Here is a 25,303-nt window from a genome sequence, read left to right as displayed (position 1 = left end):
AATTGCAATTAAGAATCTAATAAGTACAACCCTAATTTAATTTTCCAATACGGCATTTGTTCTTCAAAATATTCAAAATAGTCTTTTAGACCATTAGCATCTGTCAATTCTGATTTTGCATTCTCTATTTTCGATATTTCATCAGCGCTAACGAATTGATTCAAATCTAGTTCTATACCTTCAGCGTGTTTCTTCATTAAATGACCGTAAATAGTATTCTCAGAAAGGTTTCTTGAGGTTGCTATTTCAGATACCGATAATCCGTCAGAAAACAAATCGAACGTTTGCTCATGAGTTGCCTTTTTTGATTTTTTAGCTGGAGAAAATTTAGCAATCTCCTTTATAAATACATCAGCGTATTTCTCTAATTTAGCTTGCCCTACGCCAGATACCTCCATGAATTCTTTCTGATTCTTAGGCTTTTTAGCTTCCATATCTTTTAAACTTGCGTCTCCAAAAACAACATAAGCTGGTACACCTTGCTCTTCTGCTATTTGTTGCCTTAAAACGCGAAGCTTTTCAAATAGGTCCGTTTTCTTAATTCGTGATTTAGCCGTAGGTTTTTTCTTCTCAGCCTCTTTTTGTAATACCGCTAACTGAATTTTCTTATTAGAAAAAAGTACCTCTTTTGCCAAATCGGTTAACCCCAATCGTGCTCCTTCCCTAAAATTGATATCTAAAACTCCTTGATTCAATAACTGAATGACATACTGTTGCAAGTCTAACCACGAAACATCTTTAACAGCCCCATAGGTTTTAATATTTTGATATCCTCGCTCCAATACTTGCGCATTCTGCGCTCCTCTTAAAACATCGATAACCATACCCATAGGTTCTCTTTCCTTTAACCTGGCAACACCAGAGCATACTTTTTGAGCTAACAATGTAGCATCAAAATATGCTGGCGGACTCGCACAAATATCGCAATTACCACAACCCTTGGTAACTTGTTCACCAAAGTAGTTTAGCAATGCAATACGGCGACAGCTTAACGCCTCTGCAAATTGCTGCATCCGTTCTAACTTGGCATATTCTACATCTGCATTTTCACTTTGTGTGATAAATCTACGTAGCAGAGCCACATCGGCAAAGCTGTAAAACAATAAGGCATGAGCAGGGAGTCCGTCACGACCGCCACGACCAATCTCTTGATAATAACCTTCAATGTTTTTAGGAAGATTATAATGAATCACCCAACGCACATTACTTTTATCGATGCCCATACCAAAGGCAATTGTTGCTGCAATGATGGGAACCTTATCAGTAATAAATTCTTCTTGTACTGTAGACCTTTCTTCTGACGACATACCCGCATGATATGCTTTAGCCTTGTAACCGGCCTTTTGTAATTTTTGAGCTATAGCTTCTGTACTTTTTCGACTTAAACAATAGATAATACCGCTTTCATTGGGGCGGTCATCTAAAAAATCGAGAATGTGTTTGATTCGGTCTTGAGCAGGTTTAACATCTAAGTATAAATTAGGCCTGTTGAAAGAAGCCAAATGTCGTTCTGCAGATGAAATTTTCAATTGGTCTATAATATCATCTTGAGTAGTTTTATCTGCTGTTGCCGTGAGTGCCATTACCGGAATATTCGGAAATCGTTTCTTCAAATTCCCCAACTGGGTATATGCTGGTCTAAAATCGTGACCCCATGAAGAGATACAATGCGCCTCATCCACAGCAAATAAACTAATCTTTAAATTCTCTAAAATAGTATTAAAAAAACCTAAGCTTTCTGGGGCTACATAAAAAAGCTTCAATTCTCCTTTTTCTAACTGTTGCAGAATCTCTTGCTGAGTTTCCTGCGATTGGGAACTATTGAAATAAGCCGCAGCAATACCATTGGCCTGTAGCACATCGACCTGATCCTTCATTAATGCAATTAACGGAGATATCACGATTGCAGTACCTTCAAGAGCCAATGCCGTTAATTGATAACAGAGTGATTTTCCACCACCTGTTGGCATAATAGCCAACACATCTTTTTTACTTAATGCATCTTCAATTATTGCCAATTGATTCGGTTTAAAGGTATCGTAACCGAAATGTTTTTTTAATAATGGTAGAAGGTCCTGTTCTGTTATTGTCATATTGTGCAAAAATAGTGTTTGAAAGCGTCTTTGTGAGCATGTAAAGCAAACTGTTATATTCATGACCCAAATCAGAAAATCATTTTGTAGTACCTCCTCGTCATGACGTCATTGCGAAGCACGAAGCAATCTGCTGCATTCGTGTCCCGAAACAGCAGATCATTTCTTTGTGCCTCCTCGTGAAGACGTTTAATTTACTTCCCCAGCATCAAAAGTTCATTACACCTAATCTCTGTAATATATCTTTTTTCACCTTCTTTAGTTTCATAAGAGCGATGCGTTAGTTTTCCTTCTATTGCGACTTGCTTTCCTTTAGTCAAATAATTCTCTACAATCTCAGCCGTTTTTCCCCAGGCAACAATATTATGCCATTGGGTATCATCTACTTTTTCACCTTTTGCATTTTTGAAACTATCGGTTGTGGCTATTGAAAACTTTGCCAATTTAGTACCACCTTCTAAGTTTACGATTTCAGGGTCTTGACCCAAATTTCCAATCAATTGTACTTTGTTTTTTAGTGCGTTCATCTTAAATATTTTTTATCGTTAAACAGTTCATAATACCAAGCCTTATTGACTCGACACTGCAAACTTAAAACAGCTTCCAAACTATATTCGGTTTCTAAACACTTACTATCGTTTGTAATCGTTTACAGTCGTTTGTAAATAATTAAAATATTGACAATAAGGTAACTACTCACCTTTTTACAACAATAAATAAAGTTTGATTTTGGACGTGAATTGCCCATTTTTTAAAAACAAGTAAAACCTAAGTGGTTACTATTCGATTAAAAAGTCGGTAAAGTTGTCACCAATAAATACAATTCTAATAACGATTATGAATAGACCATTTCTAAATTTGTAATTGGTTATACGTGGAATACTACAGAAAAAGTAAACGGTATTAGTTCTAAAATATAAGGTTTGAGCATTACATATTTTGGATGTGGATGTAAAACCTAAAGCAATTTACTGATATTTTGAGATAAGTTCTCGAACTGCATCTATTTTAAGTGGTTTAATATAATAGTCTTTGACCCGACTAAATGTTTTCGCTTTCTCCTTATCCAAAACACTAGTGCTAGATGTGACAATCACCACATCAGCGCTTGTATTATAGTTTTCCATTTTTTCAAGAAAATCCCAGCCGCTAATTTTGGGCATGTTCAAATCTAAGAAAATCAAATTGGGTTGATGTTGCTCTAAATGATCTAAAGCTTTTGCTGGTTCTAGAAAGTCATAAACTTTATTGCACATACCAGTAACGTCAATTAATTTTTTATTGATAAAATTTGTAATTTCCTGATCATCTACCAGAAATATACATAGTTCATTTTTAGGAATTGCAATCATAGTTAGCGTAAGTTATTCAACGGCCAGCCCATTTATTTCGCCGGCACTTTTTTCTACTATATTCTTAAGTGTATCGTCCAGTTCATTAGCAGATATAATCAACGGATTCAAAATATTCTCCTTTAATTCATGAGCTTCAAAATGCTCTGCGATATCTATTAAACCTAAAATTCGACTGAGCGGTTCGCGAACATTATGCGCATTTAAACGTGAGATTTCTAACAATTTATTATTCTTTTTTCTAATCTCGCTCGTTCTTTGGTCAATAGTTTTTTTCTGATTTTCTACAATTATACGTACTTGCTTATTTTTACTCTCAATTAATTTTACGGCTTTTACTAAACTTTTATTATTCTTCTTTAGTTTTTTTTCAAGTAATAACTGCTGGTATTTAGTGACAAAATTATCTATCAATAGATGAAGGACTTCAACATCAGTATTGTTAAACGTCTTTATTTCGTCAGAAATTACTGAAGCACAGACCTCTATTTTGTTATAGTTGAAATACCAACCCCATAATTTTGGTTTAGCCAAATTTTGCTCTACAGTATTTATGAGGAAATCACTTGTAATTTCCTCACAAAAAGGAACTTGATTTTTTAACAAACGATGTTCATAGTCCAGAATATTCTTCTTAAACTTGGAAATGACGAAACCCCTATTTTGAAATAAGAATATATTTGGCTTTTCATCAACCATTATGGTAATACGCAATAATTTAGAAACAAAAAGATATTTGATATTTCTATTGACTATTCCCGCAAGCTCTTCAATACTTCGAGACTTACTGATATGTCCAGAAAATTTTGAAAAAGCCTCATAGGTAATCCTGTATTTACTAGCCCTTAAATCCATATAATGTTGACGACGGAATTTAGGCGTTGGCCTCCATTAATTCATTATCAATTTTTATTCCAGATACATCTGCAATCGTATTGAGCATATTCACTAAATCGGCTTGAGCCATTAATTCCTGAATTTCAAGGTCATCAAATCCTGCCTCTTGCAGATCTTCAAAATCCTTGTCAGAAACCTGAGCGTGATTAAGTGCTGCCTTTGTTACAATTTTAATAGCTTTACGATAGCTTTCAGGTATAATGGGTGAATCAAGATTTTCAGTAACTCTAAAATTTTCGTTATTACTAATCATACTACTCATACTATCGGCAAAGATACCGTGGGCATGGGCACAATATTCACAGTTTCGATTTTTTGAAACATTATAAATGATGAGCTGCTTTAGCACGTTAGGTACATCCCCAAGCATCAATGTAGACTTAAGTTTTCCCCAATTTCCTGCAAGTAATGTAGCATTGTTTCCCTGACATTTAAACCAATTTAAAACGAATGGTATTTGAAGTGTTTTTTTGGTGTCATCGTAAATAGCTTTCACTTCAGGAGTAGCTTCTTCGTATGATACAATTGGAAAACGGGAGATTTTAGTATTTATAGCTGTATTCATTGTATGTAAATGAGAGATTAATTTAAATATTATATTGATAATAATCTAAACCATAACGGCTATCATTGAGAATTATTACTTACACAAGTATAATAAATTTCTTACAAAAATTTTATTCTCATCAATTTTTGAATAATTATAATTTGATATCCACCTCTTTCCATAAGCAATAAAATTGAAATTGCAGTGAACTGTTTTGTGATAGAACCAATTTCAAAAACATTTTCTTTTTGCATAGGAAAATTTAATTCCAGATTTGCAAGCCCAAATGCTTTATTATAAATGATATTCCCGTTTTTAGAAACCAGAAAAGCTGCCCAGGTTCATTTGGAGGATATTTTTTTATCAATAAACTGTCAATATTAGATTCTAAGTTTTGTCTATAAGCAAGAGTTTAAGAATTAAGCGATAGAATATCACATACTACAAATAGGGTACTCTTTTCATGTTTTAAAAATTAAAAACCACTCTTGTCATAATCGACAAAAGTGGTTTGATGATTAATTACTTATTATTTTCTACCGATCTTTATCCATAGCGCTGGTCATCTTAAAACCTACGAATAAACCTATACCTGCCATTAAGAAAATTGTTGCCGGATAAATTGCTTCTTCCTCAAGAGAGGAGTAATGGTCTATTAACGTTGCGACGAAAATTCCAATACCAATTCCCATAAGCAACAAGGAAATGTTGAGGATCATAACTTTCCAGATAGGTGATTTACCTTCGCCTCTAGCAAAAATACTGGCATCTGCCCCTTTTTCAATAAGAGCCAAGCGCTCTCGGTTTCTACTTGAGATATACAAATAAAATATTCCGAAGATTGATCCGAAGAATACTATTGGGATAATAATTTCTGGGTCCATAATTGCTGTTTTTTAATTGATTAATTTAATCAGGTTCATAGCTTATGACGACATCTTCGAAACCGAGGTTACACTTTCGACCAAAATATTTTCGTCTATTGTTGTAACCTGAACTAATTAAGTATCGTCTTATATACAAATGGAGACAAACGACCAACCACTAATTGATGCTATTTTGGCAGGCGATCCACAATCGTTTAGCTTTTTGGTGGACCGTTATAAAGATTTAGTATTTACTCTTGCGTTACGCATGTTAAAACATAGGGAAGAGGCCGAAGAGGTGTCGCAAGATACTTTTATAAAGGTGTTCCGTTCATTAAATAAATTCAAAGGCGAATCAAAATTTTCGACATGGATTTACAAAATAACTTATCATACATGTTTGGATAGGTTGAAAAAAAATAAGCGTGAACAACATGTCTTTGCCCTAGATGAATATAACGATAATCAAGTCGAAACAATTGATAACGCTTTGGATATGATGGAAAAAAAAGAGCGTAAACAAGCTATTCAAGAATGCTTACAATTACTTCCGAGTAATGATATCGCATTATTGACGTTATTTTATTTTGAAGGTTTATCGTTGGAAGAAATTGCAAAAATTGTTGATTTAACAGCCAACAATGTTAAGGTGAAATTATTTAGAAGTCGAAAAAAGCTAACAGGTATTTTAAGAGATAAGTTAGAACCAGAAATAATAGAAAATTATGAACGAAACGGAAGATAAAAAACTGGAACATCTTATCGATAAAATAATGAAAGAGACATCTCTTGAAACCCCTTCGATAGATTTTACGTCCAATATTATGTCTAAAGTAGAAGTGATAGCGAATAGCAACGTTACACCTTATAGACCATTAATTTCTAAACCAGTGTGGATAGGCCTTTTTGCTTTAATTATAGGAACTTTGGCGTATCCTTTATTTTTTGGTACGACAGAAACCAGTTGGCTGCCTAACATAAATATTAGTGATCTTCCCTATAACACTATGGTTGCCAAGTTCTCCAATCTCATTTTCTCTAAAAGAATGATATATTCAGTAGTAATTTTTGCTTTAATGTTTGCCGTACAAATATCATTCCTCAAATTATACTTTAATAAGAGGTTAAGTGTTTAATTTTAATGAATATACATTACTAAGAGAATGTAAAAACAACTTGAAAGCTATAAGATTCCGTATTTATATATACTAAATTTTTTACTTAAAATATACATGACAAAATATTAGTCCTATATTAAGTAAGGGTATACTTATCCCCTGTTTAAACTTTTTATTTGATATTATCACGTCGACATCAAATTGTAGAAAGCCTGTATCGAATTTAATTATTATATCGATTTTTAATAATCCCAGTTAGAATAAAAATAATAACGCTTATGGTAAATATTATGGCTGCAGTTGCGATATAGTATATAAGTGAATTCATGAGTTCTTGAGTTTTTTATTAAAAAAAGTTCCTTTTTGGAGGATTTTTATTGCATGATCAGTGATTTTTGTTTTAATCTAGAAACTATCTATCGATCTGGAGTATACAATTGTGTGAAGTGTCATTTTTATTGTATAAAATGTAAGAAATTTAAGACCTTTCAAGTGTAGTTTCTCGTCTAAATTTGATATATTCTAAGTTCTAATTTTTAGTATTACTAAAGCAAATATATTATACGGCTCTATAAAGTATTACCAAATGTACAATCTTGTATATAAATCTATTGCCAATACTCTTCTGTTGCAGGCTCAGATTGATGAAATGCTTGAACATGCAAGGGTTTTCAATGAAAACAATGATATAACAGGCTGTCTTTTATATCATCGAGGAATTTTTGTGCAATATCTGGAAGGTGAACTTGAAGCCGTCTTAGCGTTATTTGAAAGAATTAAGGTAGACAAACGACATTCCGCAGTTGACCTTCTTTCGAGTAGCAATATCTATACAAGAGAATTTGATACTTGGAGTATGGCTTATCTCGAAGGTAATATTCCTAATGAAGCTTATGAATATATTGAACTTATGGTCAACCCAGTTATGGAGATTCCAGATATGTCAGTTATACCAAACCCAACTTCCAAAAGATTTTGGTTGGCTGCCAAAAAATTGCTTCATTAGATTGGTTAGAATAAACTAAGTAAAGGATTTAATTCTTGTCAAGAATTAAAAATTTCAACGTAAAACTTATATAAGAAGATTATTTAGTAATTGCTTTTTTTTGGCAACTTACTAATTTACATGCTGATTTTCAGTTCTTTAAAAAATCATTATTTGAAAGATGGATAACAAACTATGGGCCACACAACCTAGTATAAAAATTCGTTTACACCTAATTCATCTATAGACACATTTTTTTTACTACCTTAAAACTTCTAAAATTTTAACCACGAGGGGTTTGAATTTGATGGATAACAAATCAGAAAAAAGACATGAAGTATTAATTGATCGATTTACCGTCCGTATGGATTATATTAAGGCCAAGGATAAAATATATTTGATGCATACGAAGTACTTACACTTAAGAAAAGTATAGGAATTGGTTCGGCACTTGTTGTTAAAGATTTAAGAGATATCGAACGAGAAGATTCAACATAGATTCCGATGTGTCTTTTTTAGCTTTATATTTAAAAAGACATCCTGATAGGAAAAAAACTGGTTATAAAAAGTATTAACATCGGATAAGTAATCATGGAAAAAGAAATAACTAAAGAATATTCGAACGGTGAATTAATCGTTGTTTGGAAACCAAAAAAATGTATCCATGCCAAAGTTTGTATTCACATGCTTCCGGATGTTTACAATCCAAACGGAAAACCGTGGATCACTCCAGAGACCACAACTACATCAACTTTAAAATCACAAATTAATGAATGCCCTTCTGGGGCATTAACCTATTACATAAAAAACGAAATAATGGAAGAAAGAGAAGTAACTGAATCTAGTGCAACTGAAATTATAGTAGCAAAAAATGGACCTTTAAAAATTAAAGGAAACTTAGAAATACAATTGGCATCAGGCGAGATTGTCACCAAAGAAGGCACAACCGGATTTTGTCGTTGTGGTGTATCAGAAAACAAACCTTTTTGCGATGGTTCACATAGAAAAATAGACTTTATCGGATAAAAGTATAGTAGCAAAACTTACAAATCGAATTATCTATATACAATAGAAATGAATTGAGCACCAACTAGAATACTATGAAAAATCACAAAAGCCTACTGCTTATAGTTTTACTCATTTGTCCAATGTTTGCTCTTCATGCGCAACTAACCGTTAACCAAGACCGATTGGAAAAACGAATCATGGACCTTGCTCAATTCGGTATTCAAGAAAATGGAGAAACAGAGCGAGTAGCTTTTAGTGATGCGGATGTTGCCGCGCAACAATGGGTTATTTCCCAATTAAAAGAAATGGGTATAGAAACCCATATCGATTTCGCCGGAAATGTAATTGGTATTAGAAAAGGAACAAACAAAACAAAAAAGCCTATTTCTTTTGGGTCACATATAGACCGCGTTCCGCATGGCGGAAACTATGATGGCTGCGTAGGCTCCATGGCTTCCTTAGAAGTTCTTAAAGTTCTTGATGAAAACAACGTTAAAACAAAGCATCCATTAGAAATCATAATTTTTTCAAATGAAGAAGGTGGTGTTGTAGGTAGCAGAGCAATTGCAGGTCATTTGAAAAAAACTGCCTTTTCCGTTAAAAATTCCACAGGGTATACCATTGGCGAAGGTATGATGCGATTAGGTGGTGACACCACTAGACTTGCAGAAGTCGCTCGTAAAAAAGGTGAGGTAGCTGCTTTTTTAGAACTGCATATTGAGCAAGGCGGCATACTAGAAAAAGAGAATCTTGACATTGGCATTGTAGAAGGTATCGTAGGTTTAAAATGGTGGAATGTTGAATTCAATGGTTTTGCTAATCATGCAGGTACAACACCAATGAATGCCAGACAAGATGCTTTATTGGCCGCAGCAAAATTTATCATCACCGTAAACGAAGTAGCTACTAGTTTTGAAGGCGCTCAAGTTGCCACGGTAGGTAGAATATCTGCTGAACCGGGTGCGCCAAATGTGATTCCGGGTAAGGTGGTTACTAGTTTGGAAATACGTGACCTTTCATCCGAAGTTATTGAAAAGGTATATCAAGAAATTGAAAAACGAGCTTTAAATATTAGTAAAACATCGGGTGTCGAAATTACCTTTTCTGCTTTAGATACAACGGCTGATCCAGCCATAATGGATTCAACAATTCAACAAGAGATAGAAAAAAGCATCAATTCGTTGGGGCTAAGTTATAAGTCTATGCCGAGTGGTGCCGGTCATGATGCTCAAGACATGGCATTAATTGCGCCTACAGGAATGATATTCGTTCCAAGCAAAGGTGGCATTAGTCATTCTCCGAAAGAATTTACTTCCGCTTCCGATATGGCGAACGGAGCTAATGTCTTATTGAAAACTATATTAGCGTTGGATAAAGAACTCGACTAGATGGATAATCAAGGACCCATACGAATTGAAATAAGTCTAGACACCACAGTGGATAAAGTATGGGAGTCATTGACTAACGTTACACAAATGCGTAAATGGTACTTTGAAAATATACCAGATTTTAAACCTGAAGAAGGCTTTGAAACCAAATTTAAAGTACAAAGTGGGGAGCGAACTTTTACACACATTTGGAAAATCACCGAGGTAATTCCCTTTAAAAAAATCTCTTACACGTGGAAGTTTGAAGAATATAACGGCGAAGGCCTGTCAATCTTTGAGTTGACTGATAAAAATAATACCACACATTTAAAACTAGAAAGCCACGTTCTAAAACCTTACCCTAAAGATATCCCTGAATTTAAAAGAGAAAGTGGCGAAGCCGGATGGGATTATCTGATTAATAAGAATTTGGTAGAATTTTTACAAAAATCTAAGGATTTCTAAGTACCAACTTACCTGTTATTATCACTATTTTAGTTAAATCAAACTAAAGAACATATTCTAATGAAAAATCTACTATCTGTTTTAGCTGTTACACTATTACTATGCAGCACTATTGTTACCGCACAAACCCAAAGAGATATTATTGAGGCCATTGAAAAAGAAGGCAATGGAAATTCACAGCTTGAACAACTCGCCTACGAATTAATGGACCTCAACGGACCAAGATTAGTAGGAACCCCTGAAATGAAAACTGCTCATGATTGGGCCATAAATACCTATAAAAAATGGGGCATTTCTGCAGAAAATCAACAATGGGGAACTTGGAAAGGTTGGCAACGTGGCATCACCCATGTAGATATGGTATCACCTAGAATTGCTTCATTACATGCCACACAATTAGCATGGAACCCTAGTACCAATAAAAAAGGAGTTACGGCTTCTTTAATCACGTTACCAAGCTTCGCTGATTCGTTGGCCTTTGTAAAATGGCTTCCTTCTGTAAAAGGTAAAATTGTAATGGTAAGTATGTTACAGCCTACTGGCCGACCAGATGAAAACTGGGAAGAATATGCTACGAAAGTTTCTTTTGAAAAAATGAAGTCCGAACGAGATTCATTAGAAAAAATTTGGAGACAGAATATTAGTAACACAGGCTATACGAGTAGAAATATCAATGCTGCTTTCGAAAAAGCAGGTGCAGTTGGTATCGCACAATCTAGATGGTCAGAAGGTTTTGGGGCAAATAAAATATTCAGTGCAGGTACCGAAAAAATTCCGGCAGTAGATATATCCTTAGAAGATTACGGCATGTTATACCGTATGGTTGAGCATGGAGCTAATCCGCAGATAAAAATAGTAGCGGAATCAAAAGACTTAGGTAGGGTTCCGGCCTTCAATACCATTGCAACCATACCAGGAACAGAATTCCCAGATGAATATGTAATTCTTTCAGCACATATCGATTCTTGGGATGGAGCGACAGGTGCTACCGATAATGGAACAGGAACTATCACCATGTTAGAAGCAGCCCGTATTCTTAAAAAAGTATATCCTAACCCAAAACGAACCATATTAATTGGACATTGGGGAAGTGAAGAACAGGGTTTGAACGGCTCTAGCTCTTTTGTTCAAGACCATCCGGAAATTATTGCAGGTGTACAAGCTGTTTTCAATCAAGATAATGGTACTGGCCGTGTAGTTAATCTTTCAGGTCAAGGCTTTCTTCATGCATACGATTATTTAGGTCGTTGGTTAGAGGCTGTACCTGAAGGGTATAAAAATGAAATTGAAACTACGTTCCCAAGTGCACCAGGTCGTGGCGGTTCTGATTATGCGTCCTTTGTTGCAGCCGGTGCACCAGCCTTTTCATTAAGTTCCTTAAGTTGGGATTACTGGAACTATACGTGGCATACCAACTTGGATACGTATGATAAAATAGTTTTTGATGATGTTCGCAACAATGCGATTCTTACCGCAATTCTTACCTATATGGCGTGTGAAGATCCTGAAAAAACATCACGTGAAAAAGCTGTTTTAGGCATTAACCCTAGATCTGGCGAAAAAGGAGAATGGCCAACACCAAGAACTCCAGAACGCAACGGAGGGCAAGAATAAAATTTCCAGATAAAAAGACCAGAAACCAACCACATTATGAGAACCATCAAACTTTTACTTTTATTACTCCTTATTTCTCCTTTAGCACTACAATCGCAACGTAGAAAAAATAAGGTCACAGAACCAACGATCAAACTAGAGGATTCACTTTTTCAAGGATTAAAATGGCGAAATATTGGTCCGTTTAGGGGTGGTAGAAGTGTTGCATCAACCGGTGTAGTAGGTGAACCAATGACCTATTACATGGGAACCGTAGGTGGCGGAATTTGGAAAACTACGGATGACGGAATTACATGGAATAATATTTCTGACGGATTTTTAAAAACTGCGACCGTAGGCGCCATTTCAGTATCTGAAAGCAATCCCAATATTGTTATTGCAGGTATGGGCGAGCATGCCGCAAGAGGAGTAATGACTTCAATGGGTGATGGTGTATACAAATCTACCGATGCAGGTAAAACTTGGAAACATATGGGGTTAGGTGAAACCAGACATATATCTGATGTTATTATACACCCAACCAATCCTAATATTATTCTTATTTCTGCCCAAGGAGCACAATATGGCCCTTCATCTCAACGTGGTATTTATAAAACTATTGATGGTGGCGAAACGTGGGAGAATGTTCTTTTTATAGACAATATCACAGGTGCCTCTGCCCTATCTATGGATATGACTAACCCTACGATACTATATGCTGCTATGTGGCAACATAGACGTTTTCCTTGGACGATGGAATCTGGTGGTAAAAATTCTGGCATCTATAAATCAGCGGATGGTGGAGATACTTGGGAACAATTAACCGAAGGACTTCCGAAAGAAATGGGAAAAATCGGTGTTTCAGTGTCACGGGCAAATCCTGAGCGGGTATTTGCTGTAATTGAGGCTGAAGGTGAAAAAGGAGGTGTTTATAGATCTGATGACGCGGGTAAGAAGTGGACGCTGATCAATAAAGACCGCATCAACATTACCCGTTCGTGGTATTACATGGAGATTTTTGCGGATACACAAAATGAGAATATTGTATACGTACTCAATGCGCCTGTAACAAAATCTATTGATGGTGGTAAATCTTTTTCTCCACTATCTACTCCACATGGTGATAATCACGATTTATGGATAGACCCTTTGAACAACCAGCGTATGATTAATTCTAATGATGGCGGGTCTAACGTATCAAACAATGGCGGTAAAAGCTGGAGCACCCAAGAAAATCAAAACACAGCACAATTTTACAGGGTTATTACAGATAATTTAGTGCCTTACAATGTTTATGGTGGTCAGCAAGATAATTCTACAGTTGCCATAGCTTCAAGAACTAACGATGGAGGTATCGATTGGAAAGATTGGTATGCAGTAGCTGGTGGAGAAAGCGCTTTTTTAGCTTTTGACCCAGATAATCCGCAACTTATTTATGGTGGCACATACCAAGGTAATATTGATAAGTGGGATGCTAGAACAAAAGAATCTAAACCTATTAAAGAATATCCAGAACTTGGTTTGAGTATCTCGCCCGAAAATGCAAAATATCGATACAACTGGAATGCTCCGATTATTACATCACCACATGACAGAAAAACAATCTACCATGGTGGTAATGTTGTTTTCAAATCAACGGATGAAGGTCATAGCTGGAAAGCTATTAGTCCAGATTTAACACGAAACGAAAAGGATAAACATGGTCTGGGTGGTGGGCCATTTACCAACGAAGCTGCAGGTGGTGAAATATATAACACTCTTACCTACCTTACCGAATCACCACATGAAGAAGGTGTTCTTTGGTCAGGCAGCGATGATGGCTTGGTGCATGTGACAAAAGACGGTGGAAATTCTTGGAAGAATGTCACACCAACTGGTATTAATGAAGGCATTATTAATAGTATTGAAGTATCACCTCATGACCCAGCAACGGCCTATATTGTGCTGATGCGATACAAGTCGATGGATTTTGATAATTATATTTTTAAAACGACAGACTATGGCACCACTTGGACGAAGATTACCAATGGAATAACGGGTGACAACAGCTTTACCCGTGTTGTTCGTGAGGACAGAAAAGTAAAGGGATTACTTTATGCAGGTACAGAAACAGGTCTTTTTATCTCTTTAGATGACGGACTACATTGGCAGCCTTTACAATTAAATCTACCATTGACACCTATAAATGATTTAACCATTCAAGATAATGATTTGGTTGCAGCTACCGCAGGTAGAGCTTTTTGGATTTTGGATGACCTTGCAGCGATACAAAATATTTCAACTACTAAGGAAAAGATTGCTATTTTCAAACCAAAGGACACCTATTTATTCATTGGTGGTTCTAGTGACAAACCTAAACCGGGACTTGGTAGTAATCCTAAAAGCGGAGTAACGTTCGATTACTATTTAAGTGAAAAACAAGATAGTACCGAACTGAAATTAGAAGTTCTAGAAAACGGTGCAGTAATAAGAACAGTTACAAACCAAAAAGACAAAGGTTTCAAATCTTGGCCTGGCGGACCTTCAAAACCAGAAGTATTACCCTCTAAAAAAGGATATAACCGATTTACATGGAATTTTAAAAGAGACAACCTCCCTGCAGTTGATAAGGTTTTTGTCCTTGGCGGTCTTGATGGTTCAACTGTTGCTCCAGGAGATTATACCCTAAAATTAACTTTAGGTAATAATACTACTGAAACTTCGGTAACGATTTTAGCTAATCCGAAAGTTAAGGGTAGTACGGAAGATTATGCAGCGCAGCAAAGCATGATGAAAACCATTGAAACAACGGTTGTAGATATTCATAATTCAGTTAATTCAATGCGTTCGGCAAAAGCACAATTGAAAGAATACGCCAAACTTCTAAAAGAGAATGAAAAAGCAGAAGTTCTTTTAAAACAAGGAGATTCATTAGTAAAACGAATTACTACTTGGGAAGAAAACCTGATTCAACCCAATCAAAAAACTTTTCAAGATGTCATTAATTTTGAAAATAAGTTAAATTCTCAATTGCTAAATTTAAGAGGTTACATTGATGTAGCTGAACCAAAAGTTACTTCTGGTGCCAAAACTAGATTACAAGATTTAATATCAGAATGGACCGTTTTTAAAACAGAGCATAATGCCATCATAAATACTGAAATGGCACAATACAATAATTTGTTTAGGAGTTTAGAAATTCCGGCTATTATATTTCCAAATAATTAAAATAGATATGACGTATTGAACAATCTAATTATTGACACTACTTATAAAGGCGAAAATTTTACAAAAACTCGTTTGCCAAGAGCGGAATATGAAAACTGTGTTTTTGAAGCTTGTGATTTTTCTGAAGGATATTTGGATAACCAGATATTCATGGAATGTGAATTTATAGAATGTAATTTAAGCAATACAAATATTGTAAATACAACATTTAAAGAGGTGAAGTTTTCACATTGTAAACTTATGGGAGTGGCCTTTAATACGTGTAATTCCTTTTTAATGGACATCTCGTTTTTTGACTGTAACCTTAGTTATGCGCTTTTTAATGAATTAAAACTTGTAGGGCAGTTCTTTGCATCATGCAAACTGAACGAGGCAGAATTTTCAGATTGTAACCTTAGTAAAGCAAACTTTGACTCTTGCGATTTAGATCGCACTATTTTTTCGAGAACAAATCTTGAAAGGGCAAATTTTAGTAGTGCTTTCAATTATAGTATAGATCCTGAAAATAATAGAATGGCCGGAGCAGTTTTCTCAAAAGATAATCTTGAGGGACTTTTACAAAAGTATAAGCTTAAGATTGTTAAGTGATACCCGTTTTATTACGGGATGTTTTAGTTCGGTATGTAGTAATTTGAAAAGTTAGAATAAAGGATTGTTTAAAGTCTGTAAATGCATTATTTTTCTACTAATTCATAACTTAGTCATATAAGCAGGATGTCATCAATGATGATATCCCTTTGTTAGCGTTTATTGTAAAAAGCATTTTATTAAATTACAATATCCAATATGTCGAGTTTTAACGGAATTTCTAATAGTCACTTTAAAATCAATATATGAGTATACGTTTATGGACTGTTTTGATTTTGGCGATTTTCTTTCATTCATGTAATACAACTTCTCCAAATGAAGTTATAGATGGCATCCTAATAGTTCCTGAAAACCGACTAAATCCTGATTCTCGAACTCTTAAATTAGCATATAAAGTTCTTAAGGCAAAAAAAGCCGATTCGTTAAAAGCACCTATTTTATATTTACAGGGTGGACCAGGTGTTCCTACCTTAATCATGGAAGAGAATTGGAAAAATCATCCTTTTAGGAACAATAGGGATATTGTACTTATGGATCAACGTGGAACAGGTGCGTCGTCCGATGCAGACTGTAGTAATATAGGTAAAGCTATTATTGCTGTCGTAAGACAAGACTTAAGTGCTAAAGAAGAATTGAAAGCCTTGGACTCAATCTTTAATCAATGTAGCAAAGTACTCAATAAAAAAGGGGTCGATTTGGCAGGCTATAATAGCCAAGAAAATGCTGCGGATTTTGAGGCCTTACGTAAAGATTTGGGATATGCACAATGGAATCTATTAGGAGCTTCCTACGGTTCAAGGTTGGGGTTGACTATCATGCGCGACTTTCCAAACAGTGTTCGTAGCTCAATCTTTGTAGGCGTTTTTGCTCCAGAATCTCAATTATTAGGAGAAACGGTTATTCATTTTGAAAAATCTCTTTTTGAAGTTCTCAGGCGTTGTGAACAAAGTGAGAAATGTAATAGCCGCTATCCCAACCTTAAAAATCGTTTATTAAATATCCTAAAAAAGTTAAAGTCAGAACCTTTGCACTTAGACTACGATTCACAACCTTTTGTTCTGAACCGTCGAGATGCTTTACTAATATTACACCAGTCACTTTACAGTCGCCAGTCAATAGCAGGTATACCCGAAATTATTGAAGCTATGGAGAAAGGTAATTCGAAACCCATTAACGAAGTTTTGCAGCGTATCGAATTCAATTACAATATTGTTAATTGGCCCATGAATAATTCGGTCATGGCCTATGAAGAACTGCCCTTTATCGATAGTCTTGAAATAATTAATGCTCAGGGAAAATCTGAACTAGGATTTGACATTATGACCTTTGAAGGGTTTAACTCTCTATCCGATTGGCATCCATTTAGGGCTGAGGTTCTTGAAAACCAACCCGTGATTTCAGATATTCCAACGTTGATGGTTTCGGGCAGTTTAGACCCGGTCAATCCCATTAGTAATTCCATCGAAGCTTTAAGGTATTTGAAAAATGGTTATGGAGTCGTTTTTCCAGATGAAAGTCATGATTTGGCTAACCCCTGTTTCCTTCAAATTGCCGAAAATTTTCTTAACAATCCATTCCATAAACCGGATTTAGATTGTAGCACAATAAGACAACCAATTGAATGGAATTTACACCAACGATCTCAATAAAAAAATGGGCTACTCTAACGGAATTTTTACTCGGGCGGAAACAACAAACACTAACAAAACCTACTATAAAAAGCCTTCGTCTAGTTCTCTAATCTTCAAACAAATAATGAACAAAGTACACCATATAGCCATCATAAGTTCAAATTATGAAGTCTCAAAACGATTTTATATCGATGTATTAAACTTGGAAGTTATTAGAGAAGTATACCGCGAAGAACGCAAATCACACAAGCTTGATTTGTCCCTAAATGGTGAGTACATCATTGAATTGTTTTCGTTCCCTAATCCACCAAAACGACCATCGAAACCAGAATCGTGCGGACTGAGACATTTAGCCTTTGAGGTAGATGATTTAGACAACATCATTGCCCATTGTAAATCATATAATGTAATTGCTGAGCCAATACGGGTTGACGAATTCACTCAAAAGCGATTCACATTTATTGCCCACCCAGATGACTTACCTATAGAGTTTTACGAAAAGTAGATAGAGCCGTTTGTAAACGTTTAATTTGTATATTGGTAGAAATACCTCAATATGAAACTAATACTGCTATTCTTCATTAGCGCCAGTTGCTTATTACACGCTCAAAATACATTGCCTTTTGAAGAGGGAATGACAAGCCCAGACGCCAATCTCAAAAATATAGAGTGGTTAGCCGGGCATTGGAAAGGAGAAGCTTTTGGTGGTGTTGCTGAAGAAATATGGAGTCCGCCATTAGGTGGTGTTATGATGTTTTCATTTCGGTTAGTGGCAGATGGTGCAATAAGTTTTTATGAATTTGGGCATATTCTAGAAATAGACAGCACATTAATTCTTCAACTAAAACACTTTAATGCCGACTTAAGTGGTTGGGAAGAAAAAGAAGAAACAATCGATTTCAAATTAGTAAAGGTAATAGAAGACCGTTTTTATTTCGATGACTTTACCATTGAACGAATATCAGATAAAGAGATAAACATGTATGTTGAGGTAGGCGAAGAAAATGGCACTTCAAATGAGGTGAAGTTTAATTATCACAGGCAATAAATGAAAAAGCAATGTTTAGAATGCGGAAAAGAAGTTATAGGTAGAATCGATAAAAAATTCTGTAATGATTATTGTCGTAATGCCTATAACAATAAAGTGAACCCTGATAGTAAGAATCTCATTCGAAATATCAACAATAGACTTCGAAAAAATTATAGGGTTTTAGATAGTTACAAACTCACGGATGGTAAAACTAAAACAACGAGAACCCGTTTGATAGATAAAGGTTTCGATTTTGATTATGTTACCAATCTTTACACCACAAAAAAAGGAACTACTTATTACTTTCTTTATGACCTTGGTTATCTTCCTTTAGACAATGATTTTTATATGATTGTGAAACGAGAATAATTCTCCTAATGGCTAAAACAAAAAAATGCTTTCCAAATAGAAAGCATTTTTAATATTATAGTTCCTCATTCGGGGGCTAAGAGGCCTATTTCCAGTTATGCCCACTTAATTTTAACGCAGCGATAACAATATCTTTTCTACTAATTTGCCCTACTAAAATTCCATTTTTCATTACTGGTAATCTTCTCCTATTATGTTGTGCAAATATACCTGCAGCATCAAAAATCGAAATATCGTGTGGGATTGTCTCAACAGATTTGGTCATGAAATTTTCAACATTCTTATCTAGAATCGGCTGATTAAAATAGCGACTTTCTGAAATTTGCTTCATACAATCTGCCTCAGAAATGATGCCTACTAAAAAGCCATTATTATCTAATACGGGTCCACCAGAAATATGATGTTTGGCAAATTTTTCCATTACAGCCAAAATAGACTCATCTGGCGAAAAAGTGATTAACTTAGTCGTCATGTAATCGGCTACCAAAATTGGGGCATCGAATTGTTTTTTAAATATCTTTCGAACACCTTGAAAGCTTTTGATTCCCATACTAGTTTGTTTAAAGGTTGATTACTAAAGATACTAAAAAATACCACATTTGCTACAAAAAGTCGATGTAGGTAGCTTATTTTTAATAATTTATGACTTTATAAAAGAATATCATAATGATGAAAAGAACACCAACCATACTAACATTACTCATAATAATTCTTTCAATTTACTGGAGCTTTCGTTCCCTTTTACCTCAATACAATTCAGATACGGCCGTTATAGAAACTGAATTTTCTACAGATAGAGCTTTAGTGCATGTAAAAGAAATTTCAAAAGAACCACATGGAGTTGGCTTTCCTGCACACGCTAAAGTACGTTCATATATAACAAAAGAACTTGAAAAATTAGGACTTGAAACATCGTTACAAGAAGGGTATACATCTGGCGATTGGGGAAATTTAAGCAAAGCGGAAAACATACTCGCACGTATTAAAGGAAGCGAATCTGGCAAGGCATTGTTATTATTAAGTCATTACGATAGTAATCCGCATTCGTCACTAGGAGCAAGTGATGCAGGTAGTGGCGTTGCTACCATATTAGAAGGAGTAAGAGCTTTTCTGAAAACAAATCCAACTCCTAAAAACGATATTATAATTCTTATTTCCGATGCTGAAGAACTAGGTTTAAACGGTGCTGATTTGTTTGTTGATAAACATGAGTGGTTAAAAGATGTTGGCCTTGTTTTAAATTTTGAGGCTCGAGGTAGTGGTGGCCCTAGCTATATGCTCATGGAAACCAACAGGGGTAATAGTCGATTAATTTCAGAATTTATTACTGCGAATCCCGAATTTCCGGTAGCAAATTCGTTGGCCTATAGCATCTATAAAATGTTACCGAACGATACCGATTTAACTGTATTTCGAGAAGATGGTGATGTTGAAGGATTCAATTTTGCTTTTATAGATGATCATTTCGATTATCATACCGCAAATGATAATTACGAACGGTTAGATAGAAATACATTAGCACACCAAGGCAGTTATCTAATGCCCTTAATGACACATTTTAGTGCTATTGATTTAGGTAATTTAAAAAGCTTGAACGACAATGTATATTTTAACGTGCCATTTTTTAGAATGGTCTCCTATCCTTTTACATGGATTATGCCCATGCTAATTCTAGCAGTTATCCTTTTTATTATTCTATTGATATCAGGCTTTAAAAAGAAAGTTTTGAATGGTAAGGATATTTTAAAAGGATTTATTCCTGTATTATTCTCCCTTGTCATCAATGGTATCGTCGGCTTTTATAGTTGGTCGATTCTTAAATGGCTTTATCCAAGTTATAAAGATATATTACATGGTTTCACCTATAATGGTCATGCCTATATTATTGCATTTACCCTTTTCTCAATTGGCGTTTGTTTCTACGCATACCATAGGTTTAAAGTGGTAAAAACAGCTAATTTATTAGTGGCTCCTCTTTTTTTATGGCTCATAATTTGCGGTTTATTAGCAGTCTATCTTAAGGGTGCAGCATTTTTTATTGTTCCACTGTATAGTTTTTTAGTAGCTCTTTATGTGCACATCAATCAGAAGAATCCGAATCCGTTTTTATTGGTTTTTCTCGGAATACCTGCCCTATTCATTTTATCACCATTCGTTAAAATGTTTCCTGTTGGTCTAGGACTAAAGATGATGGTTGCCACTACGCTGCTAACTACTTTAATTTTCTTTTTATTATTACCGCTTATTACAAAATACCGACAGAAAGCAGCTTTAGCATTTTTTAGCTTTTTACTGTTCGCTGGTTTTATGGTGTCTGCTCATATGCAATCTAATTTCACAAAAGAAAATCCGAAACCTACCAGCTTACTGTATGTCTTAAATGTTGATGAAGAAAAAGCGATGTGGGCAACGTATGAAAATGTTCTATCTGATTGGACAAATCAATATATTACAGATGAAAATTATGTAGATAGTACATTAACCAAGAACACGATTAGCAGTAAATATGGCTCTAATTTCACCTTTATCAATATGGCGCCCTTAAAGGAAGTACCAACGCCAAACATCGATATACAATTAGATACGGTTATGGGTACTATTAGACATCTAAGGGTTTGTGTTACACCTAATAGAGCTATTAATCGTTTAGAAGTTTTTACTAATGAGGTGGAAATTTTAAAAGCTGATGTTAATGGCATTGAACTATCTGAGTACTATTTAAAAAATAGAGGGAACGGAAAACTGATAACCCATTACATCAGTGATATTGTTTATACAGAACTAAACCTAGAGATTCCTTTCGATGCAAAATTAGAATTAACAGTATATGAGGCGTCGAATGATTTATTGAGCAATGCTTTATTCACCATACCTCAAAGAAAAGAGAATGAAATACCCATGCCTTTTATACTTAACGATGCCATTTTAACCATTCAAAAAGTACAATTTGACTAAAAACATAGGAATTATAGGTTGTGGATGGTTAGGACTTCCACTTGCCGAAGCGTTATTAAAAGATGGAAATCATATTAGTGGAACAACCACTTCAGAAGAAAAATTAAAAATATTGAAAACAAAAGGGATTCAACCTTTTAAAATTTCAATTTCAGAAGATGGTATTAAAGGGCCTATCTCGGAGTTTCTAAATACGGCATCCATACTTATTATTAATATTCCTCCTGGCTTAAGAGGTAAGGGCCCAAAGGAAAGTTATATCGAAAAAATAAAGCTGTTGTATGATGCCATAAAAAAATCTAGTGTAAAGCAGGTTATTTTTGCAAGTAGCACAGCTGTTTATGGGGAAGCTGAAGGTACAGTTACCGAAAAAACCAAACCAGCACCTAATACGGCATCTGGGGTTCAATTATTGGAGTGTGAAAATCTATTTCGAAATGATGAACACGTACAAACTACCATTATTCGTTTTGGAGGATTAATTGGACCGAATAGGCATCCGACTACTATGCTATCAGGCAGGGAAAATCTTAAAGGAGGCAATGCACCCGTCAACCTAATTCATTTAGATGATTGTATAGGAATAATAAAGTCCATTATTCATCATAACCATTGGAATGCGATTCTTAATGCTGTAAATCCACAACACCCAACCAAAGAAAAATATTACACTAAGGAAGCATTGAAAAGAGGGTTAACACCACCAAAATATAAATCGGAAAACAACAAAACATACAAATTAATAGAAACTTGTAGCCCTTTTCTTATTAATAATTATGATTTTCTTACATCAGTAAATTAACTCTTTACAACACTTACATTCATTTTCACAACATATTGGACATAAAATAGTTAATATACAATTGATTTTCAGGTACTTATCGATGTATGACATACCTTTGTATCACAATATAAATCCAAAACGTTATGAAGAAAGCAAAATTAAGGGAGCGGGTTTTAGTTGAATTAGAGAAGCTCATCTCCCTAAGTTGTAAGAATCCGAACGGTTCTAAAAAGTACGAACAATTACATGTCGCATTATTAAAAAAATATTATAATGCTACTAATGTAACAATAGATTATCACCGTCATAGAATAAAGATGGAGGTCATACAAGATGATAGTCTATATGACCCGAAAACGGTGAATACCTATCTACCAACAATATACACTAATCTACTTTTTAATAGTTTAAGTAAGTTTTTAAATTCTTGCGTTGAAAAAGACAATAAAAGTATTGGCTTTTATACCCAACTCTTAAACTCTTTTAGAAAGAGAAATAAGACTTTAGAGCTGGTTTAAAGTTTAAAAAAACAATGAATTTTAAAAGGCGCCTAAGAGGCGCCTTTTTCCTTTTTGAACATTTAAGGCTTTCCTTAACAAGATCATACAGAATATTTTAATAGTTTAGCGCACCTTAAATAGAGCTAAAAAGATGAAAAAGACAGTTTTAATTGTATTAATTGCCATATTATTTTCTGGCAGTTATGGATATTCACAGACAAAAACAGAATTACAAAAACATTATCAAGCATTTTATGACCAAATGCGATTGCAAGGTGATGTCGATGGTGTTATCAACGCATTAACTCATTTGAATGTATTATCACCCTCGAAAGAAAGAAATGATACACTTGCCTACATATACGCCAACGACAATCAGCATTTACAAGCACTTAATACTATTGGTATTGAAAAAGTAGATACTGATTCTGACCTTGCCGTTCAGGTAAAGGCTATTTCATTAAAAGCTTTGAACCAACCAAAAAGAGCTTTGGAGCAATTCGAAATATTGAATTCTAGAGCTCCTAATGCCTATCTAGCCTACGAATTGGCAGACTTAAAAGTACAGTTAGGTGACAATGCAGGTGCTATGAAAAATGTGGAATATGGTATCGCAAATGCTACTGACGATATGAAATATGCTTTTTATGAACGCCAACAACCTTATGAAGTGCCAATAAAAGCCGCTTTTATGCATGTAAAAGGTCTTATTCAGTACAATATGGACAAAACTAATATTGACCAGGCTATTGCTACTATTGACGAGGCTTTACAAATGGACCCGAACTTTAATTTAGCAAGTTTAAGCAAGCAAGCTTTAACTTCTAGAAAAGATGTACCGGAAGAGAAAAAATAATAATTTGAATTAAGGTTATATAAAAAGCGGACCCAATGGATCCGCTTTTTTTTATTTTATTTTTAACTGTTTCAGTAAAAGGTTATCCTTTTCATTTTTAATCTTTACCAGTTCATCTACATGCTCATTAGGCACTACAATAGAAAGAACATAGTGGGCAATTTTCCATTTTCCATTAACTTTCTTTAAAACACCCGAACCTCTGCAGATTTTCATCTGCGTATCTAAAAGTTCATCGAACCATGCAAAATCAGCTTCATCATGCACATAAATATTTCGTTCAACGGCTGTAAAATTCCAAGCTCTACCTTTATCAAAATGTGGCTTAGCATAATTTATAAACTCCTCGTGCTGCCAATTTTCAGTTGCATCCGTTCCAATAAATACGGCATCATCGGTCATAAGACCAAAATACTCCTCAAAATCTGCTGCGCCAGCAGCAACATGCCAATCATCTAAAGTGTTCGCTATTGCAATTTTTTCATCACTCTGCCCAAACAGCACAGAACCCATAAATAGAATTAATACACTAATTTTCTTCATTTGCACGTAGTTCGTCTGGCAGCGTATTATTCACTACCACATTAAATTGATTTCTTAGGTCGTTGAAAGCTGTAATCATTTGTTCCAAAGATTCTTTTGGGTCTTGACGGTATTCTAAATCACCCTTAGTTTTTAAAATATAGGTTTTAAATATTTTCTGTCTTCCTTTTATTTGTGGGATATCAAAAGCGGCGGGATAAATACCTGCCTCCATTTTTTTCTGATTTTCAACTAATTCATCGATAATTAGGACGAAATCCTCTCTGTTCTCAGTGTTATATATCTTATCAAAACTTCTTTCTAATCCGATAAAATCTTTCCATTCATTGAGTATAGTTTGAGCTTTTGAATCTACTCGCACTTTATTAGGAAGACCATTGGTTACAACCTCCCATTGAGGTTCTTGAACACTAGCGGTTTCTGAAACAGCATCCTTACATGAGGAAGCTAAAAGAATAACTATAAAATAAAAGATAATTTTGGGCATAAGCGAATGTACAAATTTTAAGAAAAGGTATCTTTATCGAATATTCATTTAACGCTATTTTA

Annotated in this window: 26 protein-coding genes; 17 read left to right on the top strand and 9 right to left on the bottom strand. The window is 34.8% G+C overall.

The genetic code is table 11. The features are described 5' to 3' along the window. Positions 1-8 precede the first annotated feature (8 nt). The 6 genes from recQ to AAC084_RS17005 all read right to left on the bottom strand — a co-directional run bounded on the left by recQ (position 9) and on the right by AAC084_RS17005 (position 5,773). Positions 9-2,093, bottom strand: a complete 2,085-nt coding sequence (gene recQ, locus AAC084_RS17030; protein ID WP_339841434.1) for a DNA helicase RecQ — start codon at positions 2,091-2,093, stop codon at positions 9-11. A gap of 194 nt (positions 2,094-2,287) precedes the next feature. Next, the gene (gene ssb, locus AAC084_RS17025; RefSeq protein WP_091624045.1) at positions 2,288-2,620 is read right to left on the bottom strand and encodes a single-stranded DNA-binding protein; all 333 of its coding nucleotides are present in this window, start codon (positions 2,618-2,620) and stop codon (positions 2,288-2,290) included. A gap of 441 nt (positions 2,621-3,061) precedes the next feature. Further along, complete coding sequence (locus tag AAC084_RS17020) at positions 3,062-3,445, bottom strand: response regulator (RefSeq protein WP_339841433.1); 384 nt, start codon at positions 3,443-3,445, stop codon at positions 3,062-3,064. Between the two features lie 12 nt (positions 3,446-3,457). Further along, positions 3,458-4,300, bottom strand: a complete 843-nt coding sequence (locus AAC084_RS17015; RefSeq protein WP_339841431.1) for a histidine kinase — start codon at positions 4,298-4,300, stop codon at positions 3,458-3,460. A 19-nt stretch (positions 4,301-4,319) separates the two neighbouring features. After that, positions 4,320-4,907: a carboxymuconolactone decarboxylase family protein gene (locus AAC084_RS17010; protein ID WP_339841430.1), complete on the bottom strand. Its 588-nt coding sequence runs from the start codon at positions 4,905-4,907 to the stop codon at positions 4,320-4,322. Between the two features lie 518 nt (positions 4,908-5,425). After that, positions 5,426-5,773: a DUF6249 domain-containing protein gene (locus AAC084_RS17005; protein ID WP_339841429.1), complete on the bottom strand. Its 348-nt coding sequence runs from the start codon at positions 5,771-5,773 to the stop codon at positions 5,426-5,428. A 139-nt stretch (positions 5,774-5,912) separates the two neighbouring features. Here AAC084_RS17005 and AAC084_RS17000 point away from each other — a divergent pair, with 139 nt between their 5' ends. The 13 genes from AAC084_RS17000 to AAC084_RS16940 all read left to right on the top strand — a co-directional run bounded on the left by AAC084_RS17000 (position 5,913) and on the right by AAC084_RS16940 (position 19,116). Then, positions 5,913-6,500, top strand: coding sequence for an RNA polymerase sigma factor (locus AAC084_RS17000; RefSeq protein WP_339841428.1), 588 nt, complete (start codon positions 5,913-5,915; stop codon positions 6,498-6,500). Continuing rightward, positions 6,481-6,891 carry a hypothetical protein gene (locus tag AAC084_RS16995; RefSeq protein ID WP_339841427.1) on the top strand — a complete coding sequence of 137 codons (411 nt, stop codon included), beginning with the start codon at positions 6,481-6,483 and terminating at the stop codon, positions 6,889-6,891. Before AAC084_RS17000 ends, AAC084_RS16995 begins: the two co-directional genes overlap by 20 nt. 568 nt (positions 6,892-7,459) lie before the next feature. Then, positions 7,460-7,879, top strand: coding sequence for a BLUF domain-containing protein (locus AAC084_RS16990; RefSeq protein ID WP_339841426.1), 420 nt, complete (start codon positions 7,460-7,462; stop codon positions 7,877-7,879). Between the two features lie 570 nt (positions 7,880-8,449). Continuing rightward, complete coding sequence (locus AAC084_RS16985; protein ID WP_339841425.1) at positions 8,450-8,884, top strand: (4Fe-4S)-binding protein; 435 nt, start codon at positions 8,450-8,452, stop codon at positions 8,882-8,884. A gap of 74 nt (positions 8,885-8,958) precedes the next feature. Continuing rightward, a complete protein-coding gene (locus AAC084_RS16980) occupies positions 8,959-10,254 on the top strand; it encodes a Zn-dependent hydrolase (protein ID WP_339841424.1) in 1,296 nt (431 codons plus the stop codon). Next, positions 10,255-10,698, top strand: coding sequence for an SRPBCC domain-containing protein (locus tag AAC084_RS16975; RefSeq protein WP_339841423.1), 444 nt, complete (start codon positions 10,255-10,257; stop codon positions 10,696-10,698). A 60-nt stretch (positions 10,699-10,758) separates the two neighbouring features. Then, complete coding sequence (locus AAC084_RS16970) at positions 10,759-12,312, top strand: M20/M25/M40 family metallo-hydrolase (RefSeq protein ID WP_339841422.1); 1,554 nt, start codon at positions 10,759-10,761, stop codon at positions 12,310-12,312. A gap of 36 nt (positions 12,313-12,348) precedes the next feature. After that, positions 12,349-15,498 (top strand): glycosyl hydrolase, encoded by a 3,150-nt coding sequence (locus tag AAC084_RS16965; RefSeq protein ID WP_339841421.1) that lies wholly within the window; start codon positions 12,349-12,351, stop codon positions 15,496-15,498. A 15-nt stretch (positions 15,499-15,513) separates the two neighbouring features. Continuing rightward, positions 15,514-16,086, top strand: a complete 573-nt coding sequence (locus AAC084_RS16960; protein ID WP_339841420.1) for a pentapeptide repeat-containing protein — start codon at positions 15,514-15,516, stop codon at positions 16,084-16,086. Positions 16,087-16,331: 245 nt separating this feature from the next. After that, positions 16,332-17,735, top strand: coding sequence for an alpha/beta fold hydrolase (locus AAC084_RS16955; protein WP_339841419.1), 1,404 nt, complete (start codon positions 16,332-16,334; stop codon positions 17,733-17,735). A gap of 106 nt (positions 17,736-17,841) precedes the next feature. Continuing rightward, entirely contained in the window at positions 17,842-18,222 is a 381-nt protein-coding gene (locus AAC084_RS16950; RefSeq protein WP_339841418.1) for a VOC family protein, read from the top strand. Between the two features lie 51 nt (positions 18,223-18,273). Then, on the top strand, positions 18,274-18,765 hold the full coding sequence (locus AAC084_RS16945) for a DUF6265 family protein (RefSeq protein WP_339841417.1): 492 nt from the start codon (positions 18,274-18,276) through the stop codon (positions 18,763-18,765). Continuing rightward, entirely contained in the window at positions 18,766-19,116 is a 351-nt protein-coding gene (locus AAC084_RS16940; protein ID WP_339841416.1) for a hypothetical protein, read from the top strand. It abuts the gene before it with no gap. An 85-nt stretch (positions 19,117-19,201) separates the two neighbouring features. Here AAC084_RS16940 and AAC084_RS16935 read toward each other — a convergent pair whose 3' ends face one another. Further along, complete coding sequence (locus tag AAC084_RS16935; protein ID WP_339841415.1) at positions 19,202-19,666, bottom strand: CBS domain-containing protein; 465 nt, start codon at positions 19,664-19,666, stop codon at positions 19,202-19,204. 119 nt (positions 19,667-19,785) lie between these two features. Here AAC084_RS16935 and AAC084_RS16930 point away from each other — a divergent pair, with 119 nt between their 5' ends. The 4 genes from AAC084_RS16930 (at position 19,786) to AAC084_RS16915 (ending at position 24,211) form a co-directional block, all read left to right on the top strand. Next, the gene (locus AAC084_RS16930; RefSeq protein ID WP_339841518.1) at positions 19,786-22,071 is read left to right on the top strand and encodes a M28 family peptidase; all 2,286 of its coding nucleotides are present in this window, start codon (positions 19,786-19,788) and stop codon (positions 22,069-22,071) included. Continuing rightward, complete coding sequence (locus AAC084_RS16925) at positions 22,064-22,873, top strand: NAD-dependent epimerase/dehydratase family protein (RefSeq protein WP_339841413.1); 810 nt, start codon at positions 22,064-22,066, stop codon at positions 22,871-22,873. The genes AAC084_RS16930 and AAC084_RS16925 overlap by 8 nt, the downstream gene beginning before the upstream one ends. 125 nt (positions 22,874-22,998) lie before the next feature. Next, positions 22,999-23,373, top strand: coding sequence for a hypothetical protein (locus AAC084_RS16920; protein ID WP_339841411.1), 375 nt, complete (start codon positions 22,999-23,001; stop codon positions 23,371-23,373). A 133-nt stretch (positions 23,374-23,506) separates the two neighbouring features. Next, complete coding sequence (locus AAC084_RS16915; RefSeq protein WP_339841410.1) at positions 23,507-24,211, top strand: hypothetical protein; 705 nt, start codon at positions 23,507-23,509, stop codon at positions 24,209-24,211. Between the two features lie 51 nt (positions 24,212-24,262). Here the strand turns inward: AAC084_RS16915 and AAC084_RS16910 are convergent, their stop codons facing one another. Beyond that, positions 24,263-24,754 carry a nuclear transport factor 2 family protein gene (locus AAC084_RS16910; RefSeq protein WP_339841409.1) on the bottom strand — a complete coding sequence of 164 codons (492 nt, stop codon included), beginning with the start codon at positions 24,752-24,754 and terminating at the stop codon, positions 24,263-24,265. Beyond that, the gene (locus tag AAC084_RS16905) at positions 24,741-25,241 is read right to left on the bottom strand and encodes a hypothetical protein (protein ID WP_339841408.1); all 501 of its coding nucleotides are present in this window, start codon (positions 25,239-25,241) and stop codon (positions 24,741-24,743) included. The genes AAC084_RS16910 and AAC084_RS16905 overlap by 14 nt, the downstream gene beginning before the upstream one ends. Between the last annotated feature and the right edge of the window lie 62 nt (positions 25,242-25,303).

The organism is uncultured Maribacter sp. (assembly GCF_963977385.1).
GTDB lineage: Bacteria > Bacteroidota > Bacteroidia > Flavobacteriales > Flavobacteriaceae > Maribacter.
This window is presented reverse-complemented; position numbering and strand designations above follow the sequence as displayed.